The organism is Vibrio tarriae, assembly GCF_002216685.1.
GTDB classification, from domain to species: Bacteria; Pseudomonadota; Gammaproteobacteria; order Enterobacterales; family Vibrionaceae; genus Vibrio; species Vibrio tarriae.
On record NZ_CP022353.1, the window covers coordinates 2,482,172 to 2,500,437 of the forward strand.

Here is an 18,266-nt window from a genome sequence, read left to right on the forward strand (position 1 = left end):
TCTTTGCTTAATAAAAAGCGAAGTAATGTTGAATTGACTGTGCTGAATGATTGCTCATTCAAATGGTCACTCAGTTCATTGATAAATCTTTTTTGATTATCATCAACGAGTGCCCACACAGATTGATTGGTTTATATTGTTAAAGAGCGTTCTTCTTGGCGGTCTGCTTCAGAAGAGGCGGCCATTTTAGCGAGAATCGATTTTGTGTCAAACACTTTTTTCAATTTTCTTTTCTGGCCTGTTGAAGCATCGATTTGGCTGTGAGCCCTTGCTGCGTCAACGAGGGCGCATTATAGAGATCCGCTTCACACTGGCAAGTGTTTTTTGAGAAAATTTATAGAAATAACGCTTAACCGCTGCATTTGCGCGCAAGGGCTTATTTATCCCACTTTACTCAGACCTTGATGACAACTTATCCACAGAGTTATTCTTTTATCGGCTCAGATATGGCGAGAGGCTGGATCTCGGCAGCCTCTCTTTATATATGTGTATAGAGAAAACGAACGCGGCTTACTGGTGCTCGCTATTATCTTCGTGTAACCCACACTCACGCTTTAAACCAAAGAAGCGAGTTTGCTCTTCACTCATCCCCGGTTGCCATTTCTGTGTGGTGTGCGTATCTCCAACCGAAAGATAGCCTTGTTCCCAAAGTGGATGGTAAGGCAGATCGTTATCCTTGAGATAATAGTGCACCTCTTTATTGGTCCAATCGATCACAGGCAGGAATTTAAACACGCCATTTTGTACCGATAAAATCGGTAGGCTTGCTCGTGACTGTGACTGCTCACGTCGTAAGCCCGAGAACCAAGTGCCAATGTTGAGTTCATCTAATGCTCTACGCATCGGTTCTACTTTATTAATCTGGTTGTAGCGTTCGATTCCCTCAACACCTTGCTCCCATAGTTTTCCATAGCGAGTTTCTTGCCAAGCTGCTGATACAGGCGCTGAGTAAACTTTTAAGTTCAGATTGAGCCGCTCAGTAAGCTCATCAATAAACTGATAGGTTTCGGGGAACAGATAGCCGGTATCGGTTAAAACAACGGGAATGTCACTCTTCACTGAAGTCAATAAATGAAGCATCACTGCGGCTTGGATACCAAAGCTCGATGACAGTGCATGATTGCCTTGCAGATTTTCTAGAGCCCATTCGACACGCTCTTGCGCGCTGAGGGATTCCAGATGCTGATTGACTTCCGTTAGGCGCAACGTTTGCTGCACCTTATTTAGCGTTAGTAACTCTTCTAGTGTTGGAACGGTACGATTAGGCATAGAAATCCCTCTTCGAGATAATGACCTCTTCAATAATGCCTGCGCGGATGGTGAAGTCACCAAATCCTTCACCTTCCAGACGCTCGCTAGCCCAGCGTCCCACCAACTCATCAATTTCTTGAAGGATTTGCGTGTCGGTAATGTTCTCTTTATACATCTTAGGAATGCGCGTTCCATTTCGATTGCCGCCTAAATGGAGGTTGTAGCGACCCGGTGCTTTACCGACTAGGCCAATCTCAGCCAACATGGCTCGACCGCACCCATTCGGGCAGCCCGTCACACGCAAAATAATGTTCTCTTCTTTTGGTAACGCATGTTTTGCCAAAATACCTTCCACTTCTGTGACAAAAGAAGGGAGAAAACGCTCGGCTTCCGCCATCGCCAATGGACAAGTTGGGAAAGCCACACACGCCATAGAATTGATGCGCTGCTCACTCACACCATCATCAATCAAACCATGATCACGTGCGAGCTGCTCAATGTGCTGTTTCTGATCCGCTGGCACACCAGCCACAATCAGGTTTTGGTTAGCCGTCATCCGGAAATCGCCTTGATGCACCTTAGCAATTTCAGCGACACCCGTTTTCAGTGGCTTACCCGGAAAATCCAATAAGCGGCCATTTTCAATAAACAGGGTTAAATGATGTTTGCCATCGATGCCTTCAACCCAACCAATCCGATCACCACGGCTGGTAAATTCATAAGCTCGGCTTGGTGCAAAGGTAATTCCCGCACGTTTTTCAACTTCGGCTTTGAATACCTCCACCCCGACACGATCTAAGGTGTACTTGGTTTTGGCATTTTTACGGTTAGAACGGTTACCCCAATCGCGTTGCGTACTGACCACGGCCGCCGCTACTTCCAAGGTTTTTTCCAGTGGAATAAAACCAAAATCATCGGCACGACGAGGATAGGTTGAAGTATCGCCGTGCGTCATCGCAAGGCCACCACCCACCAACACGTTAAAACCGACCAACTGGCCATTTTCACCAATCGCGACAAAGTTCAAGTCGTTGGCGTGCACATCCACATCGTTATGTGGTGGGATCACAACGGTCGTTTTGAACTTACGCGGCAAATAGTTTGGACCTAAAATGGGTTCTTCATCTGGCCCTTCGATTTTTTCACCATCCAACCAAATTTCGGCATAAGCGCGTGTTTTCGGTAGTAGGTGTTCACTGATCTTTTTTGCCCACTCGTAGGCTTCGAGATGCAGCTGGGATTCCACGGGGTTAGAGGTGCACAAAACGTTACGGTTCACATCCCCTGCGGTCGCAATCGAATCGATACCAATGCTGTTTAAGGTTTGATGCATCAGTTTGATATTCGGCTTAAGCACACCGTGAAACTGAAATGTTTGTCGTGTGGTTAAACGAATACTGCCGTACAGAGTATGTTCGGTTGCAAACTTATCGATCGCGAGCCACTGGTGAGGAGTGATGATCCCTCCCGGCATACGCGCACGGAGCATGACATTGTGTAAAGGCTCAAGTTTTTGCTTGCTACGCTCAGCACGGATATCACGATCATCTTGCTGATACATGCCATGAAAGCGGATGAGCTGGAAGTTATCCGCGGTAAAGCCGCCCGTAATGCGATCTTGCAGATCTTGCTCGATCGTCCCGCGTAGAAAATGACTCTCGCGCTTTAGGCGTTCATTATCCGACCATGGGCCGAGCACTTCGCCAAGCACTTCTTGTACTGATGGGTTTTGATTTGTGCTCATTAGTAGACATCCCTTTGATAACGTTTTGCTTTACGCAGTTCACTCACATATTCTTCGGCTTGCTCACGACTCAAGCCACCTTGTTGCTCTACGACAGTAATCAATGCTTGGTGCACATCCTTCGCCATGCGTGATGCATCACCACACACGTAGAAATAAGCACCTTCCTGTAGCCACTGCCACACCAACTCCGCCTGTTCTAACAAACGATGCTGTACATAGACTTTTTCATGCTGATCACGGCTGAAAGCCACATCTAAGCGGTTAAGCACGCCAGACTTAAGGTACTTTTGCCACTCGACTTGGTAGAGGAAGTCTTGGGTAAAGGTGCGATCACCAAACAGCAACCAGTTTTTCCCTGCTGCACCACGGTTTTCGCGCTCTTGAATGAAGCTACGGAAAGGGGCAATTCCCGTTCCTGGGCCAATCATGATCAGCGGCGCATTATCATCATTCGGCAATTTGAAGTTGTTATTGTGCTCAACAAAGACTTTAACCGGAGCACCCTCTTCTAATTGATGAGCCAAGAAGCTGGATGCACCACCCAAGCGTTGCTCTCCCTCATACTCATACTCGACCACCCCAACCGTCAGATGCACCTCTTCCCCCACCTCACTTTGACTAGAGGCAATCGAATAAAGACGCGGCGTTAAACGACGGAGAAGTGATAACAGCTGAGTCGCAGAAAGTGTGACTTTTTCTTCGCGCAACACATCAATCACTTGCGTACGCGTCGCGTATTCACGCAGTGCCTCTTTATCTTGGGCTAAAGAGGTGAGCTTTTCGCTTTGTGCAAGCTCAGCAAATTGCGCCACCAACTGTGGATTGGCTGCAGTAATTTCATAATGATGAGTCAGTGCCGAATGCAGAGAAAGCGTTTCGCCATCCACTTGTACTTCTTCATGACCAGAAAGTCCTACGCTATCGAGTAGGGCATTAACCAGCTGTGGACGGTTTTCATACCACACACCTAATGCATCACCCGGTTGGTATGTGATGCCAGAATCCGCCAAATCAATTTCGATATGGCGGACATCTTTGCCTGAATCACGACCAGTAATTTTTTGGCTCGTCGATAAGCTCGCCGTGTAAGGTTGCTCTTTACTGTAGTGACTCTCAGCTGTCTGGCTCACTGCGAAAGTAGCCACGCTCGTCACTGCCGCAGCTCCTGTCAGCTCATCTTTCAAAATAGACAGCACTTGCTTGCGCCACTCAGTCGCTGCAGCCTGATAATCGACATCCGCATCCAAGCGCTCAACCAGACGTTGCGCCCCAAGGTTTTCTAAAAACTGGTCAAAGTCTTTGCCGGTTTGGCAGAAAAACTGATAACTGGAATCCCCCAACCCTAAGACGCCGTATTTAAGATTAGGCAGCTTGGGGGCTTTTTTGGATTTGAGAAACTCATGCAGTGCCAGTGCATTATCCGGCGCTTCACCTTCACCATTGGTTGAGGCGACAAAAATCACATGGGTTTCTTTGGCTAAGTCTTTGCCTTTGTAATCGCTCGCGTCAAATAACTGGGCTAGGATGCCTGCAGCTTGCGCTTCTTTCAATAACGCTTGAGCAACGCCTTTCGCATTTCCCGTTTGCGAAGCGAAAATGATCGTCAGCTTACCCGAAGCAGCAGACGCAGTCTGCCCAGCGGAAATGTGTGGAACGCTCAATGCATTGGGTTGGCTCAATCCCCAGAAATAACCACTGACCCAAGCTAATTGCTGAGCATTCAGTTGGGTTACGGTTTGTTGGAGTTGATTGAGCTGTGCATCATTTAACGGACTAGCGAGTGCCGCTAGCGCCGGGGGTAAAGTGTTTCCTGTAGACATCGTCACGACTTCCCTATTCATTGCATGACGATAGATTAATCACTCTTTTTAATAACAAGAAAGAATAGATGTGAATGTTTTATAACTTTTTGACTTAACCATCTCGCTACTGGTTTTCAATTCGAACTTGACGAAACCCAACCGCCATGGCGGATTGCGAAGCGCTATCGAGATCGATATAACGGCACTCTTCGCCATTTTCATCGGTGAGCAGCACGAATCCTCCCATTTGATGGCGAAATTCGACAATCCATTCCCCTTCTTGAAAGGAGGGCTCAATAATGGCCTCAACGAGCTGCTGGGTTTGATATAGCTCTCTTAACTCCGGAATCGTCATTTTGCTTTCCATCCTTGGCTTATTGATAAAACTAAGCATGGTCCAAATAGTAAAAATGAGCCAACTTGTGGCTCATTTAAAACGTATTGGTTAGCAAAAAACTCAATAATGAGAAATTCATCAGAAGCTAAATTGTGCCCCCACAAACCAGCCATCGACAAAAACAAAAGATTGCTTTACATCGGTGGACTGCTTAGCCAGTTCAGTGAACTCAAGATCTACCACTCGATAGCCCACTTTGAATGCGAGATCTCCCGCTCGGATCGGCAGATGGTATTGCAAGCCAGCCATCACATCGGACGATTTCAGGTCACTATTGTTACCAAAATCAAACTGGCCAATCACATCAAAAGGCGTATGAGGAATGGTAATTTCAGCGCTGGCATACCAGTTAAACGAGGTTTGATCAAAATCGTAGCGACGGGCATCTGGCGCACGGTAATCACTGTTCGCATATTGGGTTAGAGTGATACCCGCATCGAACTTCATCAATTCGCGATTGAGCAATTGATAATAAAAGGTGTAATCGATCTTATCGAACGAAGCGAAATCCGCTTCTAAATTGGTATAACGCAAGCCCACATTCGGCAGGTAAGGAAAACCGTGCTCAAACGTAAAATAAAGGTTAGGCGCGTTCGCATCATCACGACGAGTGTTATCAATTTTCGTGCTCGCTAACCACATCTCAGCGCCCACTGACGCAGTATAAAATGATTCAGCGGCAGAGGCCGATAAAGGCATGACCATCAGTGCGGTGACCAGCGCCGCCGATGCAGTTCGGTTCATGAACTATGCTCCGTTCGATTTCAATTCAATATTTTTGAGGCGATGATGGTAACACAAACCTATTCTCGATATAGGGTTTTGTCATCTCCTAACGTGAAGCCTTCGCTTTATCGCGCATCAGCCAAATCACCACCAACACCACCAGTAACCAAGGCAGTAACTTTAATACTATGCCCAACATGCCAAACAGCGCCATGATCAAAAAAGCCAACGCCATCGCACCGAATACACTCATTAAAGTGATGCCTGTGACCAATAGTGTAGCGGCAAAGACAAAAATAAAGATTAATTCAAACATCATCAGCACTCCTCTGCGTCATTCATTGTTAATTTGCAGTTTTCATGCCAACTTTAGAAAGAAGCCAACCGTTTGATTAAGATAGAAAAAATAAGCCAAACGACGTCATCTCACTTGGCTTATCAAAAAACAGTAAGCATTTTCGCTAATGTTTGGTGTTTTTTACACACCTAACTCTTGGTAAGGGATCTTGGCCAACGCCTGTTCAACCACTTCCAATCCCGCTCCCGGTTTATGTGCATTCTCACTGATATGGCGTCGCCATTGGCGTGCACCCGGCATATTTTGGAACAGTCCTAACATATGGCGAGTCATATGACCAAGATGGGTGCCTTGTGAAAGTTCACGCTCAATATAAGGCATCATTTCATGGATGACTTGTGAGCGTTTTTTCACAGGCGTTTCTAAACCAAAAATCTGCTGATCCACCTCAGCCAGCAAATACGGATTTTGATACGCCTCACGCCCAATCATCACACCATCAAGATGTTGAAGATGCAGTTTCGCTTCTTCCAAGCTCTTCACTCCACCGTTAACTGCAATGGTTAAGTGCGGAAAATCACGTTTGATCTGGTACGCTCGTGGGTAATCCAGTGGTGGAATTTCACGGTTTTCTTTCGGGCTCAGACCACTTAACCAAGCTTTACGTGCATGGATAGTAAATTGCTCACAGCCACCTTTTTCCGCAACCGTGGCGATAAACTGAGTTAAAAACTCGTACGAGTCTTGATCATCAATACCGATACGCGTTTTGACCGTCACCGGAATGTCGACAACCGCACGCATGGCGGCTACGCACTCCGCCACCAAGTCCGGCTCGCCCATCAGACAAGCGCCAAAGCGGCCATTCTGCACCCGATCGGATGGACAGCCTACGTTGAGGTTAATTTCATCATAGCCTCGCTCTTGAGCCAGCTTGGCACAATGCGCTAAATCCTTAGGATTGGAACCACCAAACTGTAACGCTACAGGATGCTCTTCTTGGTTATACGCCAGAAAATCGCCACGACCATGGATGATCGCGCCAGTCGTCACCATTTCGGTGTACAGCAGAGTCTGCGCAGAGAGCAGACGGTGGAAATAACGGCAGTGGCGGTCGGTCCAATCAAGCATTGGAGCAACTGAGAGTCTGCATGAGTGAGTCATAGGTGAACGTCCCCATTTCAGTCAAAAACAACCACCGCACGGTGGCGAAAAAATCGAAGTCCGGCATTTTAATCGCAACTTAGCGTGAGCGCCATGCCTTGTTCAGTAAATCGCTTTTACGGTAAATGGGCGCGACTAGCAGGTTTCGTGAGCCGAACAAGCTTGATCCTAGTCGGCTTGCCACGATCTACTTACCACAACTAATAAGCTTAACAGTATCGTTTTTGAGCAAGATAAGGTAATTTACGTCTATTCAACAGGATGAGTTGACCTCGCATCTACTTTCATGTGGATTTTATTTTGTCGGTCAACGATATTCATCTCGACATAGTATATTATTACTAAAGTCCAACAGTGATGGTGATGGTTTTGGACAACAAGCTAACCAAGCAAATTGAAGAAATATGTGCAGCAAGAGGGGTTCGCCTCACATCACAGCGTAAAACTGTGTTTGAGCTGATCTGTGCCAGCAAACGCTCATCAAGTGCGTATGAACTGCTGGAAGATCTGAAAAAAAGTGAACCGCAAGCTAAACCTCCAACTGTATATCGAGCACTGGATTTTTTGCTAGAACAAGGCTTTATTCACCGAGTAGAGTCGACTAACAGCTTTATCTCTTGCTGTTCATGTAACGCTCATAAGCACTTCTCACATCTGTTGATTTGTGACCAGTGCGGTAACGTGATTGAATCTCGGGATGATAGTCTGGTAGCCTTGTTAGCAAGTAACGCGGAGAAACACGGTTTTACGATAAGCAACCATGTCATCGAATCACATGGGGTTTGTCAGACCTGTCTCTCGAAAGAGAAGAAGCAACAATAGAAGAAGGTTATGCGCGCTGAATTTGTAAACCCGTTTTTAGCGTCTTTAATGAACGTGTTGAAAACCATGGCTTCCCTTGAGTTGAAGCCACAAAAACCACGGATTAAAAAAGACGAAATCGCTCGCGGCGATGTTTCTGGTCTGATCGGCATGATTGGCCCAACGACGCGCGGTTCTATGTCGATCACTTTTGACGAGAGCCTTGCTTTGGAAATCATGCAAAATATGCTGGGTGAGCGTCCGAATGGTTTAAATGAAGAAGTGACTGATATGGTCGGCGAGATCACCAATATGGTCACAGGTGGAGCGAAGCGAATTTTGGCAGAAAGCGGCTTTGATTTTGATATGGCGACCCCCGTTGTCGTCTCCGGCCGAGGACACACAATTCGTCATAAGTGTGAAGGGGCAATCATACTGATGCCGTTTTCTTCTCCTTGGGGCAATGCGTTTATCGAAATCTGTTTCGAGTAATTCAACGCTCACGTTGGCAGCCACTGTTAGTTCATCGCTCTCAATGATCTTGATTAAACCGGACACTCTTGTCCGGTTTTGTTTTCTCTGCTATCCCCGAGCACTGGGGGTGACATTTACACCACCATCAGCAGCAATAATAAAGAACACGCTAAGCCCATTTGCCAATATCGAGCACCACTCATGGGCTCAGTTTCTAAACCTTGCCACCAAGCATGGCTTTCGCTGTGGTTTGCTATGGTTAGGCTTTCTCCTGCCATAGGGGTTAGCAAAGTGATCGACTGCTCTTGGCAATGCTTAACCAGATCGGCAATCGGCTCATCCCATTGGTGGGTAAACAACTCATAAGTCGCCCAGTGAATCGGCAGCAGTTTTTTGGCTTGTAAGTCGTGAAAGGCTTGAACTGTGTGTTTCGCCTGCATGTGTCCCCAATTTTCAACGGGATAACCTTGGTGCTGCTTAACATCGGCGGCCACTTCTAGACAAGCCAAATCAATCGGCCCACAGTGCTCAGCAATCTTTGCAAAATGTGTATCATAGGCACTATCACCACTGAAATAGAGTGTTTCTTGATGGCCTTTTATGACCCATGAACACCACAAGGTCGCATTATGATCGAGATAATAACGCCCCGAATTGTGATTAGCCGGAGTACAGATAAACTCGACGCCTTCTCGTTTTATCTGCTCCCACCAATCGAATTCGATAATTCGTTCAGGTGAGACTCCCCAGCGAATCAAATGCTGCCCGACACCCAGCGGAACATAGAAGGTGACCGAATGCGCGGCATAATAGACAACACTGGCCTGCTCTAAATGATCATAATGATCGTGAGAGATCACAATCACATCCGGCAGTGGTAACTGCTCCCGCACACCACTATTAGGTAGGTTTCTGGCAAACCACGCTTTCGCAATCCAAGGCGAAGCGTAGTCAAAAACCGGATCGGTCAATACTCGTAGCCCATCGACTTCAATAAACAAACTAGAGTGGCCAAGCCAAGTGACTCGAAGTGCCTGGCTGCGTGTTTGCAACGCTTGAAGGTTGAGAGGTGCTACGGGCAATCGAGCATTAGGCTTGAGCTGAGCTCTCCCCCCAAAGTAACTCCAAGCTGTCTGCCACCATGATGGCGTAGCGATAATATGAGGCATAGCGTTGATCACTTTGCCCTGTCGAAATTGAGGTGAGTGGGAGATCCGGCGCTCTAACTGCGAGCGATAGTGTTGAACATGGTGGTGAGCAAACACCTTGCATTGACGTGCTTGTGTTTTAGTCTGAATGGCCGTTTCTGACATACCAGCATAAGCCCTATCACTCTGACAGTGCGTTTAGTTAAACCCTGCTGCATGTCTGTTTTATGACCAAACTGGTAGGAAAAATGAACTTTCAATGGCAATACAAAGAAGGGACTTCGCCACTTACAGAGAAACTCAAAGACAAGAAAAAGGCCTTACTGCACAGGTAAGGCCTTGTCTATCAATTGGTTATTGGGCGTAATTAGGCGCGAAACGCTTTAAAGGCGTTGATCAGACCGTTGGTCGAGCTGTCATGTGACGTCACTGCTGCGCTATCCGCTAACTCAGGCAGGATTTGGTTCGCCAGTTGCTTACCCAGTTCCACGCCCCATTGATCGAAACTGAAGATGTTCCAAATCACACCTTGTACGAAGATTTTGTGTTCGTACATCGCAATCAAGTTACCCAGCGTGCGTGGCGTAATCTGCTTAACCAGAATCGAGTTGGTTGGGCGGTTACCTTCAAATACTTTGAACGGCACTAACGCTGCGATTTCTGCCGCCGATTTACCCGCTTTTTCGAGTTCCGCTTGCACAGCTTGCGCGGATTTTCCGAAGGCTAAGGCTTCGGTTTGCGCGAAGAAGTTAGACATCAGCTTTTGGTGATGATCGCCAACCAGATTATGGCTCACCGCTGGCGCGATAAAATCACATGGGATCAGCTTAGTGCCTTGGTGGATAAGCTGATAGAAAGCGTGCTGGCCGTTCGTACCGGGTTCACCCCAAATAATTGGGCCAGTTTGGTAAGTCACTGGGTTACCATCGCGGTCAACATACTTACCGTTCGATTCCATGTTGCCCTGTTGGAAGTAAGCGGCAAAACGGTGCAGATACTGATCATAAGGCAGGATCGCTTCAGACTCTGCACCATGGAAGTTGTTATACCAAATGCCAATCAGCGCCAGAATGACCGGAATATTGCTTTCAAACGGCGTGTTCACGAAATGCTGATCCATTTCATGTGCCCCCGCCAGCAGCTCAACAAAGTTGTCATAACCGATAGACAGCACGATAGACAAACCAATCGCTGACCACAGTGAGTAACGACCGCCTACCCAATCCCAGAATTCAAACATGTTGTCGGTGTCGATACCAAACTCAGCCACCGCTTTACCATTGGTTGATAGCGCCGCAAAGTGCTTGGCAACATGTGCTTCATCTCCTGCCGCTTTCAAGAACCAATCACGCGCCGTGTGGGCGTTGGTCATGGTTTCTTGGGTAGTGAAGGTTTTGGAAGCCACTAAGAAGAGTGTGGTTTCAGGATCGACGTTTTTCAGTGTCTCCGCCATATGTGTACCATCGACGTTTGACACAAAGTGCATGGTCAAATGGTTCTTATAAGGCACTAGAGCTTCCGTCACCATGTAAGGGCCGAGATCGGATCCACCAATGCCGATATTAACGACATCAGTAATCGCCTTGCCGGTGAAACCTTTCCACTCACCGCCAATGACACGCTCAGAGAAGGCTTTCATTTTAGCCAACACAGCGTTCACTGCGGGCATTACATCCTCACCGTTCACCAACACAGGTGAATTGCTACGATTACGCAGCGCAGTGTGCAGTACCGCACGATCTTCCGTTTGGTTGATCGCTTCACCTTTAAACATCGCGGTGATGGCAGATTGCAGATCCGTTTCTTTGGCCAACGCAAACAAGTGTTGCATCGTTTCCGCATTCACTAGGTTTTTCGAATAATCGACCAAAATGTCCTGACCAAAGCGCGCAGAGTATTTGGCAAAACGCTCGCTGTCTTGCGCAAAAAGTGCTTTGAGATCCATATCCTGAGCAGATTCAAAATGCGCGGTCAGCGCTTTCCAAGCTTGGGTTTGCGTTGGATTGATATTTTTCAACATGGCATCTATCCCGATGTTACTGTGGTTTTATTCCAGTACGCTAAAGGCGGAGCTTTAACGTTGGAATCCCCGATTTAAGCAAAAAGAATAGGTTAAAAATGAGTATTCCGCGCCGGAATCACATGTAATTAATTTTCAGTGCATCATTATGAGCGAACTCATTAACACCCACTTTGCGATAGGTCACGTAAACACCGACCGTCACTCATTTTTGTCTGGTAATTTCTGTCGCTCACCTTACCCTTAAACCTTCACTTTGCCAATACACTTAAGGAGCGGGCTTTATGTGGCATCAGCACACCATCCAGTTACGCCCACGAGCACGTGGTTTTCATCTGATCACTGATGAAATTGAACAACAATTGCCGCAAATCAAAAGACTAAATGTCGGTTTATTACATTTATTTGTACAGCATACTTCGGCCAGTCTTACCATCAATGAGAATGCCGATCCGACGGTGTGCCAAGATATGGAAGCCCATTTTAACCACGCTGCTCCTGAAGGGGCGCCTTATTATCGGCACATTGATGAGGGCGATGATGATATGCCCGCGCACATCAAGTCTTCACTACTTGGATGTAGCGTCAGCATTCCCATTCAACAAGGCAGGTTAGCGCTCGGTACTTGGCAAGGTATCTATTTGGGTGAGCATCGCAATCACGGCGGAATAAGAAGGGTGATTGCGACCATTCAAGGCGAGTAACGCCCAAAGAGTGCAAGAGAAGAAGAGTGACATGCATGGCCACAGCGATAAGCGGTGGTCATGCACGGACAACACAAAGCAGGCTAAACGCCTGCTCCATAATAAGACATTTCCACTCGCGAGGTGAGTTTCGTCACTAACTCATACCCTATCGTACCAATATGCGCGGCCACTTCTTCTACGGGCAGCTCATTACCCCACAGCATGGCTTCATCACCGACGCGATCGCAAGCATCCGGCCCTAAATCTACCGTCAACATATCCATAGATACGCGCCCAGCAATCGGCACCCGACGCCCATTGACAACCACTGGCGTCCCATTCGGTGCAGTGCGTGGATAGCCATCACCATAACCAATCGCAATCACACCAATTTTGGTGTCTCGCTGGCTGGTCCAAGTACCGCCATAACCGACACTCTCCCCCGCTTTCACTTCGCGGACCGCGATCAAGTGCGACTTTAAGGTCATCACTGGCTGATAACCTAACTGAACCGCACTCTTTTCCACAAAGGGAGAAACGCCGTACATAATAATTCCCGGCCTTACCCATTCAAGCTGGCTTTGCGGCCAAGCTAATAATCCGGCAGAAGCGGCCAGCGAACGCTCACCCTGACAGCCTTGCGTCAGGGATAAAAACAGTTCCGTTTGCTCTACCGTCGTCGATTTATCTAACTCATCGGCACAGCCGAAATGGCTCATGTAACGCAGTGGTTTAGCCACATTCTCGCACTGGTGCAAACGAGCCACGAAATCTTGATATTGTTCAGGGCGAACCCCTAGCCGATGCATCCCGCTGTCGACTTTCAGCCATACCATGACCGGAGTCTCTAGCTGAGCTTGCTCCAGCGCTTGTAATTGCTCTTCACAATGCACGACGGTCTGGATGTTGTTGGTAACCAATACTGGCAAATCACCGGGAGAATAAAATCCCTCAAGCAACAAAATGGGTTTCACTACGCCACTGGCGCGCAGCTGTAAAGCCTCTTCAATGCGTGCCACGCCAAAGGCATCCGCCCCAAGGGCGTGACGTGCGATATGGCGCAGCCCGTGTCCATAACCATTGGCTTTCACCACCGCCATGATTTTACTCTCTGGCGCTTGCTGCTTAACGCGCTGCAAGTTGTGCTGCAACGCCTCTAAATTGATGTAGGCGGTGGCCGCCTTCATATAGTTCATCGAATTACTCATCGTCAAATGCAGGTCCAGCATAGTTGTCGAAACGAGAATAGTGACCTTGGAAAGTCAAACGTACCGAACCAATCGGGCCGTTACGTTGCTTACCAATAATGATTTCCGCCGTGCCTTTTAGCGGACTATCTGGGTGATACACCTCATCTCGATAGATAAACATGATCAAGTCAGCATCCTGCTCAATCGAACCCGATTCACGCAGATCCGAGTTGACTGGACGCTTATCCGCACGCTGCTCCAAAGAACGGTTCAACTGCGAAAGCGCAACCACGGGCACATTCAATTCTTTAGCTAACGCTTTGAGTGAGCGTGAAATCTCAGCAATTTCCAGTGTACGGTTATCGGTCAATGCCGGTACACGCATCAGCTGTAAATAGTCGACCATGATGAGCGACAAGCCTCCGTGTTCACGAGCAATGCGTCGGGCACGCGAGCGAACTTCAGTGGGGGTTAAGCCTGAGCTATCATCGATGTACATGTTCTTCTTCTCCATGAGAATACCCATGGTGGAAGAGATACGCGCCCAATCTTCATCATCCAGCTGACCGGTACGAATTTTGGTTTGGTCGACACGAGATAACGAGGCCAACATACGCATCATGATCTGTTCGGCGGGCATCTCCAGCGAGAAGATCAGCACAGGTTTATCTTGCTCCATCGCGGCGTTTTCACACAGGTTCATCGCAAAAGTGGTTTTACCCATCGAAGGACGCGCTGCGACGATGATCAGATCGGAGCCTTGCAAACCAGCCGTCTTTTTATTCAGGTCGGTAAAGCCCGTGTTCACTCCAGTGACCCCATCCTGCGGCGTTTTGTAGAGCAGCTCAATCCGCTCTAGCGTGCGCTCTAGAATGCTATCCACGTTCTTCGGGCCTTCGTTTTCACTGGTACGCGCTTCGGCAATCGCAAAAACTTTACTTTCCGCCAGATCCAGCAAATCTTCAGCGTTACGCCCTTGAGGATCGTATCCCGCATCAGCAATCTCATTGGCAACACCGATCAGATTACGCACCAAAGCCCGTTCGGCCACAATCTCCGCATAGGCATTAATGTTGGCGGCACTGGGCGTGTTTTTGGCCAAATCGGCCAAATAGGCAAAGCCACCGACATCTTCCAACTGCTCACGCTGCTCAAGATATTCGGACAAGGTGATGAGATCGAGCGGTTTACCCGCCTCCAAAATCGATTTTACCCCGTCAAAAATCAAACGATGCGGGCGGCTGTAGAAGTCCTGAGTCATCACGTGCTCAGAAACCGTATCCCAACGTTCATTGTCGAGAAGCAGTCCACCAATGACGGATTGCTCAGCTTCTAATGAATGCGGTGGGACTTTAATTGCATCGACTTGTGCGTCGGGAATTTTACGGTTTCGATTATCAGTACGTGGATCTGCCATGACTTCGCTTTAAGTAACGTTTGAATGTCCGTCATTATAACGAGAATCCGTCATTTGTAATTAAAGCAACGAAAGTTTGTGCGCCGCCTAACCAGAATTGACCTAGGGTTGACCCAAACTCAGTAATGAATTTTTACTATGCCACCTCAATAGTGATCAAAGAGGTTGTTGTGTCCACCAAATGGCTTTTAGGCATTAGCTTGATGCTGTCAACAGTAGCGCAAGCCAATGAAAATTCTAATCAGGATACGGACATCAGCATTCCCTCTCCTTGGAAACATCAAGTCGAGTTTGGCTATCAGGCGCACTCCGGTAATACCGAGTCAGAGTCACTCAATTCACGCTTAAAATCGGAATATACTATGGGTCGTCACCGTACTTATGGGGAGTGGAAGTTTTATAAGCTTGATAAAAATGGCAAAGAAGATAAACGCCAGTCCACCTTCGCCTTCCAAAGCGACTATAAACTCGGACCGAAGACGTATTTATACGGCAGCTTTTACGGCACCAACTCGCGTTACACCGCTTATTTCAAAGACCATACCCTATCAGGAGGGCTCGGTTATCAATTCGCATACACCGATGAGATGGTTTTAGAGCTGGAGTTAGGGCCTGGCTTTCGCTACCAAAAACCCAACCTAGACGAAATTGATGATGACGATATCGTCTTTCCCGACCTCGTTCAGGAAGCGATATTTCGTAGCAATCTTAAAGCTGAGTGGCAAGCTTTAGACAACCTCAGATTTGAGGCAGAAATGACCATGGTTTCAGGGCGAAGTAACACCAGTCTTGATAGCAATATCAGTTTAACCAACGACATCACTGACCACATTGCCTTAAAAATTCGCCAATCACGCCAATACCATAACCGAGTGCCGGAAGGATTAAGCAAAGCAGACAGCGTGATTTCGGTTAATCTACTGTTTGAGTTTTAAATGCTACCCATAAAAAAACACCAGCCGAAGCTGGTGTTTTCGTATTCGTCAGTAACTGAAATTACTCAGCAACAACTTGTACTTTTGCAGTTGCGAACACTTCAGAGTGAAGTTGAACGCTAACTTCGTAAGCACCAACGTTGCGCAGAGCACCTTCAGGTAGGCGAACTTCGCTCTTAGATACTTTAACGCCAGCTGCAGTGATTGCATCAGCGATATCACGAGTACCGATAGAACCGAACAGTTTACCTTCGTCACCTGCTTTAGAAGCAATAACAACTGCTTCCAGAGCGTTAACTTGGTCAGCGCGAGTTTGAGCGGCAGCCAGTTGCTCAGCAACTTTTGCTTCCAGCTCTGCACGACGGCTTTCAAACATTGCAACGTTAGCTTTAGTTGCCATTACTGCCTTACCTTGTGGGATAAGGAAGTTACGAGCGTAACCAGATTTAACGTTTACTGTATCGCCAAGGCTGCCTAGGTTACCGATTTTATCAAGTAGAATAACTTGCATTGCTTAATCCTCTTTCTTAATAAACGGTGCCAATTACTGATGTTTGTCAGTGTATGGCAGTAGAGCTAGGTAGCGAGCGCGTTTGATTGCACGAGCTAGCTGACGCTGATATTTAGCACTTGTACCAGTGATACGGCTAGGAACGATTTTACCAGCTTCAGTGATGTAGTTCTTGAGAGTTGCTACGTCTTTGTAATCAATCTCTTGTACGCCTTCTGCAGTAAAACGGCAGAATTTACGACGACGGAAGAAACGAGCCATGGGCTATCTCCTGATCTATATTTGAGAAATTTTGTCGGCATGCAGCACTAATTTACCTACGCCATTTCGGCTGGTTTGGTAAGCCAAAAAACCACTTACCAAAATGCTACTGCCTTGTACTAAGTTTTGAGTTAACGCTTCTGACCTAGCCCCACTCACCACCACAGGTAATCGACAAAAAACTTGTCTTGGGAGGTCAGCTTCTACCATCGTAGAGCGATGCTCTAGCCAAAAATGGCAATGTTTAACACCCGATGGACTTTGGCTTCGAACCGGAGCCTTTGCGACAACGCCGCTCAACTCGATTCGATTGGTCATCAAACCATTACTCAACGTCTGCGTCGAACTTCATCTCGTCACGCTTTACACGCTCTTCACGAGCTTTCAGCATGATTGAAGGTTCAGTAATAGCAGCTTTAGTACGCATGATCATGTTACGCAGAACTGCATCGTTGAAACGGAAAGCAGTTTCTAGCTCATCAACGGCTGCTTGGTCAGCTTCAACGTTCATCAGAACGTAGTGAGCTTTGTGCAGTTTGTTGATTGGGTAAGCCAGTTGACGGCGACCCCAATCTTCTAGACGGTGGATTTTACCGCCAGCTTCAGTGATTGAGCCAGTGTAACGTTCGATCATGCCAGCAACTTGCTCGCTTTGATCTGGGTGCACCATGAATACGATTTCGTAATGACGCATTATTTGCTCCTTACGGATTATTCAGCTTCCAGAGTTGGCCCGGTCATCCAGAGGAAGCAAGGAACTAATGATAATTGACCGAGAATTAAGGAGCGGGAATAGTACAGAAAGGAAGCAGCTTTAGCAAGGAAATTATCGAGGGGGAAACAGGAAGCGGTTAGGCAGAAAACCGCGTTTTCTGCCTAGGAATGATATGTGTTAGTACGGGGTATTATTCGTCATCAACAAACTGAGCTTGCAGATAATTTTGGATACCCGTCATATCGATCAGACCAAGTTGAGTTTCTAACCAATCAACATGCTCTTCTTCATCTTCTAAGATCTCTTGGAACAGATCACGAGAAACGTAGTCACGTACTTTTTCGGCGTAAGCGATCGCCTCTTTGAGATCAGGAATCGCAATCAACTCAAGCTTGAGATCGCACTCCAACATCTCTTGCACATCTTCACCAATCATCAGTTTGCCAAGATCTTGTAGATTGGGAATCCCCTCTAAAAACAAGATTCTTTCCACAAGATGGTCAGCGTGTTTCATCTCATCAATGGATTCGTGGTATTCCTTATCGGCAAGATGCTTCAAGCCCCAATCTTTATACATGCGTGCATGTAAGAAGTATTGATTGATGGCAATAAGCTCATTAGCCAGTACTTTATTGAGATGTTGAATTATGACTGGATCACCTTTCATAGCATAGCCCTCCTCTTTGGCTCTATTAACTGTAGAACCAATTAGAGGAGAGTCAA

General features: G+C 47.2%; 21 protein-coding genes. 4 read left to right on the forward strand and 17 right to left on the reverse strand.

Translation table 11 applies throughout. The features are described from left to right. Positions 1-510: 510 nt before the first annotated feature. From CEQ48_RS17070 to dusA, 8 genes are all read right to left on the reverse strand, one after another. On the reverse strand, positions 511-1,269 hold the full coding sequence (locus CEQ48_RS17070) for a phosphoadenylyl-sulfate reductase (RefSeq protein ID WP_089072052.1): 759 nt from the start codon (positions 1,267-1,269) through the stop codon (positions 511-513). Continuing rightward, positions 1,262-2,995 (reverse strand): assimilatory sulfite reductase (NADPH) hemoprotein subunit, encoded by a 1,734-nt coding sequence (gene cysI, locus CEQ48_RS17075; RefSeq protein ID WP_089072053.1) that lies wholly within the window; start codon positions 2,993-2,995, stop codon positions 1,262-1,264. The genes CEQ48_RS17070 and cysI overlap by 8 nt, the downstream gene beginning before the upstream one ends. Beyond that, a complete protein-coding gene (locus CEQ48_RS17080) occupies positions 2,995-4,818 on the reverse strand; it encodes an assimilatory sulfite reductase (NADPH) flavoprotein subunit (protein ID WP_198301188.1) in 1,824 nt (607 codons plus the stop codon). The genes cysI and CEQ48_RS17080 overlap by 1 nt, the downstream gene beginning before the upstream one ends. A gap of 106 nt (positions 4,819-4,924) precedes the next feature. Beyond that, entirely contained in the window at positions 4,925-5,155 is a 231-nt protein-coding gene (locus tag CEQ48_RS17085) for a hypothetical protein (protein WP_000154955.1), read from the reverse strand. Next, complete coding sequence (locus tag CEQ48_RS17090) at positions 5,152-5,310, reverse strand: Fe3+ hydroxamate ABC transporter substrate-binding protein (protein ID WP_198301189.1); 159 nt, start codon at positions 5,308-5,310, stop codon at positions 5,152-5,154. Before CEQ48_RS17090 ends, CEQ48_RS17085 begins: the two co-directional genes overlap by 4 nt. Further along, a complete protein-coding gene (locus CEQ48_RS17095) occupies positions 5,276-5,941 on the reverse strand; it encodes a TIGR04219 family outer membrane beta-barrel protein (RefSeq protein ID WP_089072056.1) in 666 nt (221 codons plus the stop codon). The genes CEQ48_RS17090 and CEQ48_RS17095 overlap by 35 nt, the downstream gene beginning before the upstream one ends. Positions 5,942-6,029: 88 nt before the next feature. After that, positions 6,030-6,242 (reverse strand): envelope stress response protein PspG, encoded by a 213-nt coding sequence (gene pspG / locus CEQ48_RS17100; protein WP_000971083.1) that lies wholly within the window; start codon positions 6,240-6,242, stop codon positions 6,030-6,032. A 159-nt stretch (positions 6,243-6,401) separates the two neighbouring features. Further along, positions 6,402-7,352 (reverse strand): tRNA dihydrouridine(20/20a) synthase DusA, encoded by a 951-nt coding sequence (dusA, locus tag CEQ48_RS17105; protein ID WP_000888085.1) that lies wholly within the window; start codon positions 7,350-7,352, stop codon positions 6,402-6,404. 390 nt (positions 7,353-7,742) lie between these two features. Between dusA and zur the strand changes: the two genes are divergently transcribed. Both zur and CEQ48_RS17115 read left to right on the forward strand, forming a co-directional pair. Beyond that, positions 7,743-8,207, forward strand: a complete 465-nt coding sequence (gene zur, locus CEQ48_RS17110) for a zinc uptake transcriptional repressor Zur (protein ID WP_000245564.1) — start codon at positions 7,743-7,745, stop codon at positions 8,205-8,207. 9 nt (positions 8,208-8,216) lie between these two features. Then, positions 8,217-8,678, forward strand: coding sequence for a chemotaxis protein CheX (locus CEQ48_RS17115; protein WP_001200951.1), 462 nt, complete (start codon positions 8,217-8,219; stop codon positions 8,676-8,678). 116 nt (positions 8,679-8,794) lie between these two features. Here the strand turns inward: CEQ48_RS17115 and CEQ48_RS17120 are convergent, their stop codons facing one another. Both CEQ48_RS17120 and pgi read right to left on the reverse strand, forming a co-directional pair. Then, positions 8,795-9,973 carry an MBL fold metallo-hydrolase gene (locus tag CEQ48_RS17120; protein ID WP_089072057.1) on the reverse strand — a complete coding sequence of 393 codons (1,179 nt, stop codon included), beginning with the start codon at positions 9,971-9,973 and terminating at the stop codon, positions 8,795-8,797. A 202-nt stretch (positions 9,974-10,175) separates the two neighbouring features. Then, positions 10,176-11,828: a glucose-6-phosphate isomerase gene (gene pgi, locus CEQ48_RS17125; protein WP_089072058.1), complete on the reverse strand. Its 1,653-nt coding sequence runs from the start codon at positions 11,826-11,828 to the stop codon at positions 10,176-10,178. Between the two features lie 284 nt (positions 11,829-12,112). Here pgi and CEQ48_RS17130 point away from each other — a divergent pair, with 284 nt between their 5' ends. Further along, positions 12,113-12,532 carry a secondary thiamine-phosphate synthase enzyme YjbQ gene (locus CEQ48_RS17130; RefSeq protein ID WP_089072059.1) on the forward strand — a complete coding sequence of 140 codons (420 nt, stop codon included), beginning with the start codon at positions 12,113-12,115 and terminating at the stop codon, positions 12,530-12,532. Positions 12,533-12,615: 83 nt separating this feature from the next. Here the strand turns inward: CEQ48_RS17130 and alr are convergent, their stop codons facing one another. Together alr and CEQ48_RS17140 are read right to left on the reverse strand one after the other, a co-directional pair. Next, positions 12,616-13,701, reverse strand: a complete 1,086-nt coding sequence (alr, locus tag CEQ48_RS17135; RefSeq protein ID WP_001913997.1) for an alanine racemase — start codon at positions 13,699-13,701, stop codon at positions 12,616-12,618. A gap of 13 nt (positions 13,702-13,714) precedes the next feature. Further along, complete coding sequence (locus tag CEQ48_RS17140) at positions 13,715-15,121, reverse strand: replicative DNA helicase (protein ID WP_000774910.1); 1,407 nt, start codon at positions 15,119-15,121, stop codon at positions 13,715-13,717. 170 nt (positions 15,122-15,291) lie between these two features. Here CEQ48_RS17140 and CEQ48_RS17145 point away from each other — a divergent pair, with 170 nt between their 5' ends. Beyond that, positions 15,292-16,056 (forward strand): DUF481 domain-containing protein, encoded by a 765-nt coding sequence (locus tag CEQ48_RS17145; RefSeq protein ID WP_000105221.1) that lies wholly within the window; start codon positions 15,292-15,294, stop codon positions 16,054-16,056. 61 nt (positions 16,057-16,117) lie between these two features. Here CEQ48_RS17145 and rplI read toward each other — a convergent pair whose 3' ends face one another. The 5 genes from rplI to bfr all read right to left on the reverse strand — a co-directional run bounded on the left by rplI (position 16,118) and on the right by bfr (position 18,210). Next, entirely contained in the window at positions 16,118-16,567 is a 450-nt protein-coding gene (rplI, locus tag CEQ48_RS17150) for a 50S ribosomal protein L9 (protein ID WP_001196054.1), read from the reverse strand. Between the two features lie 33 nt (positions 16,568-16,600). Beyond that, positions 16,601-16,828 carry a 30S ribosomal protein S18 gene (gene rpsR, locus CEQ48_RS17155; protein ID WP_000090471.1) on the reverse strand — a complete coding sequence of 76 codons (228 nt, stop codon included), beginning with the start codon at positions 16,826-16,828 and terminating at the stop codon, positions 16,601-16,603. 15 nt (positions 16,829-16,843) lie between these two features. Further along, a complete protein-coding gene (gene priB, locus CEQ48_RS17160; protein ID WP_000184784.1) occupies positions 16,844-17,146 on the reverse strand; it encodes a primosomal replication protein N in 303 nt (100 codons plus the stop codon). Between the two features lie 7 nt (positions 17,147-17,153). Then, a complete protein-coding gene (gene rpsF / locus CEQ48_RS17165) occupies positions 17,154-17,522 on the reverse strand; it encodes a 30S ribosomal protein S6 (protein WP_089072060.1) in 369 nt (122 codons plus the stop codon). A gap of 211 nt (positions 17,523-17,733) precedes the next feature. After that, a complete protein-coding gene (bfr, locus tag CEQ48_RS17170; protein WP_089072061.1) occupies positions 17,734-18,210 on the reverse strand; it encodes a bacterioferritin in 477 nt (158 codons plus the stop codon). Positions 18,211-18,266: the final 56 nt, after the last annotated feature.